Origin of the sequence: Gemmata sp., assembly GCF_051859125.1 — a bacterium.
Lineage (GTDB): Bacteria > Planctomycetota > Planctomycetia > Gemmatales > Gemmataceae > Gemmata.
Map to the genome: position 1 here is coordinate 1 of NZ_JBHYGG010000202.1, position 3,731 is coordinate 3,731.

Here is a 3,731-nt window from a genome sequence, read left to right on the forward strand (position 1 = left end):
ATAACCGATTAGAGGCTGCCACAACGACTTGCGGTTCACCAGACAGAGCCTAGCCCGTAGCGGAGGGCGTGACCGCCGACGGCTTCGGCACGGGTGCCGAGGTCGGACAGGACGGTATCGAGGCGGTTGAGAGCGGTCATTGTCGTCTCCTGTTCTGGTGGCGGGGCGGCGACCCTCGTCACCCCACTACGCCACGTCTGACGCCGTAGCCGCGGGAGGCCTTACCCCGGCGGCGCGAACTTTGTTCGGAGTGCCCGTGACTGCGCGGACCAACGAGGACTGGGTGCGGCTGCTCGGCGGGGCCGATGAGGCCGCGGTGGCCGAACTGAGGGAGGTCCTGAGCCGCGGGCTGCGTCGCGCGCTGGCCGGGCGCGCCGCCGCGGACGACGGGTTCATCGAGGACGTGACACAGGACGGGGTTCTGAAGGTCCTCGGCGGCCTGGCGACGTTCCGCGGCGACAGCCGGTTCACCACCTGGGCCGTGACCGTCGCGGTGCGGGTCGCGTTCACCGAACTCCGCCGGGCGAGGTGGAGGGACGTGTCACTCGACCGTCTGGTCGAGGACGCACCGGCCCGCCACCCGCCCGCCCCGCCCGAAGGGCCGTCCCGGGACGCCCGGCAGGCGGTCCTCGCCGCGATGCACCGGGTCATCGGAACCGCCCTGACCGACCGGCAGCGGCGGGCGCTGGTGGCCGAGTTCAAGGGGATGCCGCAGGCCGAGATCGCCGTCCAGATGGGGCTGACGCGGAACGCGATCTACAAGCTGACGCACGACGCCCGGCAGGGCCTGAAGCGGGGTCTCGAAGCGGCCGGGATCGACGGGGACGAGGTCCGGGCGGCGTTCGACCTGTAGCCACCGGGGAACCCAACCCAGGAGAACACATGAGCCTGTCACCGGACGAACTCAAGGAACTGGCCCGGTTCGTGCTGCGGACCCGGCCGGACGAGATCGGCTGCGACGACTGGCTCGGGTACGCGCCGAGCTACGCCGAGCTCGTTGCCGCGCTCCAGCCGATCCAGGAACCGCTTCAGCAGGCCGCCGAGCATCTCGACACGTGCCCGGAGTGCGCGGAGGAGTTCCGCGCCCTGCTCGCGGCGTTAAAGGATGACGGCGCGGGTTCATGAGGTGATCGCGTCGCTCGCGGGACTTCCCGCGTCCCCCACACCCCCACGATTCCGCCCGTGTGAGCCACGCGTCCGCGGGCTCTCGGCCAACAAATCACCCGCAAGGGGGGTAAGACCGCCCGCGGCCACATCGTCTGATGTGGCGTAACGGGGTGGCGCAGGTCGCCGCCCGGCGGTGTGGGAACCCCGGCAATCGAACAGGAGGCGGTCATGAACGCGAACGGTGCCCTTGGTACGCGACAGAAGGCGCTGGCGCTCAACCTCGACGGGACGACGTACGGCACGCTCGCCGAGATCGGCGGCGGCCAGGAGGTGGCCCGGTGGTTCTTCTCCGCCGGCGGCGCGGCCGGGACGGTGGCCAAGACCGTCTCGGCCTACGACATGGCGGTGAGCGACGCGCAATACGGGCCCACCAAGCGGTACGTCAGCCGGCAGCGACTGGAGGCGATGCTCGACCACGAGTTCGCCCAGGTACGCGACCTGCTGGCACCCGGCCGCGCCGACGCCAAGCGGTTCTTCGCGTTCGCCGACACCGTGGCGACCGGCGGCCACAAGAACCCGGGGCCGGGCCACGGCTGGGTCGGCGTCCGGTTCCAGGCCCGCCCGCACGAGGAGCCGTCCGAGGTCATCGTCCACGCCCACCTGCTCGACCCGGCCCCCGCCGGTCAGCAGGAGGCGCTGGGCGTGCTCGGTGTCAACCTGATCCACGCCGCCTTCTTCCTCCGGGACAACCCGGCGGACCTGATCGCCGCGCTGGCCGACGACCTCTCCCGGGGGCGGGCCGAGGTCGACATGATCAAGCTCTCGGGGCCGGCCTTCGTAGGCGTGGACAACCGGTTGCTGAGCCTGCAACTGGTGGAGCAGGGGCTGACCGACGCGGCCCTGTTCACGGCCGGCGGCGAGGTGGTGCAGGCGTCGGAGGTGCTCTACAAGAGGCCGGTCCTGGTCAAGCGGTGCTCCTTCCGGCCGTTCACGAGGCTCACCGCCGACCTACTCGACCGGGCGCGGGGGCAGTTCCTCGACGTGCCGGGCGTCCGCGGCGGGCGGCCCGTCGTGCTCGCGGAGATGACGCTCCGCAGCCTCGACCCGCAGCCCGGCGTCGGTCACGAGGACTTTCTCGCGCGGGCGGACGTCCTGGGGGCGCTCGGGTTCGACGTGCTGATCTCGCGGTTCGAGCCGTTCCACGAGCTGGCCGAGTACCTGGCCCGCTCCACCGACGCGCCGGTCGGGATCGCGGTCGAACTGCCCGCGCTCCAACAGTTCCTGGACGAGGGGTCCCATCCCGCCCTGCCGGGCGGCGCGCTCGAGGCGGTCGGGCGGCTGTTCAAGCGGTCCGTGACGGTGTACGCGTACCCCACGCGGGACCCGGCCACAGGCGGGATTCAGACGGCGGGGGACGGCCCGGTGTCGCCCCCCTGGCACCACCTCCGCGAGTTGCTGCTCGACCTCGGCCGCGTCGCCCCGATCCGCGACTACGACGCGTCCCTCCTGTCGATCAGCACGCCCGACGTCCTGGCCCGGCTCCAGCGGGGGGATCCGTCCTGGGAGGAGATGGTGCCGGCCGCCGTCGCGGCGACGATCAAGGCCGGGCACCTCTTCGGGTGGCGACCGGACCGCACGAGTTCCTGATGCGGTGGTCGTGCTGGTGCTGGTGGCGCGGTTCGGGGTGAAGCGACCGGATTCTCGCCGCAATGACGGGGCGGATCGTGCGGTTGGCCGCGACGACGACCGGCGTGGAAAGAAGAAGCCGGTGGCTGTCGCCACCGCCTCTCGTTGACAGGCACGGGGACGTGTGATCGGGTGGGGGGGTGGGCCGGGGAACCTCGGCCCGACTGGTGTTCGTCGCGGTGGTGTACAGCACGCGGTGTGCCAACCATGCCCGCACGAGCGCCCGGCGGCCCATGCCCAAGAAGTCCCAGGCGAACCCGTCCGAACCGCTCCCCGCCGACCGGCGGGACGGTTGCAACCTTTACCGCCCGCGCGCCCGGAACTGCGCGTCGCCGTGCCAACCCGCCTTCCCCCGCTTCCCGATGCCGGCTACGAGCCCCCAACGCCCACGGCGGTCGAATCTCCCCCCCGGCCCGACGTGTTCTCCATTGTGAAGGCGACCACCCGGCGGGTGGCCGTGCCCGCGGACCTGGCCAGCTTCCCGGTGCTCGGCCCGGACGACCGGGTGTTCGTCGCGTCGGCGTCGCAGGAGAAGGGCATCCGGTTCCACTTCCACCAGTCCGCCACCCCGGAGTACCGCACCAGGGTGTTGGCCGGGTGGGTGGCGTACCTGACGTTCCGGCGGCGAGCGGTCGACCTGTCGGGCGCGCCGCGGGACGAGCCGCGGGACCAGGACCCGGCGGAGTGGTGGGCCGCGATGGGGGCGGCGGTGACCCAGATGGAGGGCCGCGGGGAGCCGGTGCAGGCAGTCGGCCAGATGCTTCTCGGCTCGTAGTCGCGGGCATCGCTGGCAGCGCTGAACCACCCGCTACAGGAGACGGCGGGGGGCACGACGGCTTTCCCAGATTCGTAGCTCACCGCGCCCCGCCGGCAGGTGAGCTTAGTCGACTATGAAGCCGTGTGCAGGTCAAGTCCGTTGGTTGGTTTTCTTTGGTCGT

At 71.6% G+C, this 3,731-nt stretch carries 4 protein-coding genes; all 4 read left to right on the top strand.

Annotated features, from left to right (window positions below; genetic code table 11):
* The first annotated feature begins 256 nt into the window (after positions 1-256).
* The 4 genes from ACTIGN_RS17375 (at position 257) to ACTIGN_RS17390 (ending at position 3,568) form a co-directional block, all read left to right on the top strand.
* Positions 257-853: an RNA polymerase sigma factor gene (locus tag ACTIGN_RS17375; protein ID WP_439626067.1), complete on the top strand. Its 597-nt coding sequence runs from the start codon at positions 257-259 to the stop codon at positions 851-853.
* A gap of 29 nt (positions 854-882) precedes the next feature.
* Positions 883-1,125: a hypothetical protein gene (locus ACTIGN_RS17380; protein WP_439626069.1), complete on the top strand. Its 243-nt coding sequence runs from the start codon at positions 883-885 to the stop codon at positions 1,123-1,125.
* 210 nt (positions 1,126-1,335) lie between these two features.
* On the top strand, positions 1,336-2,754 hold the full coding sequence (locus tag ACTIGN_RS17385) for a TonB-dependent receptor (protein WP_439626071.1): 1,419 nt from the start codon (positions 1,336-1,338) through the stop codon (positions 2,752-2,754).
* Positions 2,755-3,223: 469 nt separating this feature from the next.
* Entirely contained in the window at positions 3,224-3,568 is a 345-nt protein-coding gene (locus ACTIGN_RS17390; protein WP_439626073.1) for a hypothetical protein, read from the top strand.
* Positions 3,569-3,731 lie beyond the last annotated feature (163 nt).

Coding starts and splice junctions, on each gene's coding strand:
- ACTIGN_RS17380 (WP_439626069.1), top strand. CDS start 883: ATGAGCCTGTCACCGGACGAACTCAAGGAACTGGCCCGGTTCGTGCTG.
- ACTIGN_RS17385 (WP_439626071.1), top strand. CDS start 1,336: ATGAACGCGAACGGTGCCCTTGGTACGCGACAGAAGGCGCTGGCGCTC.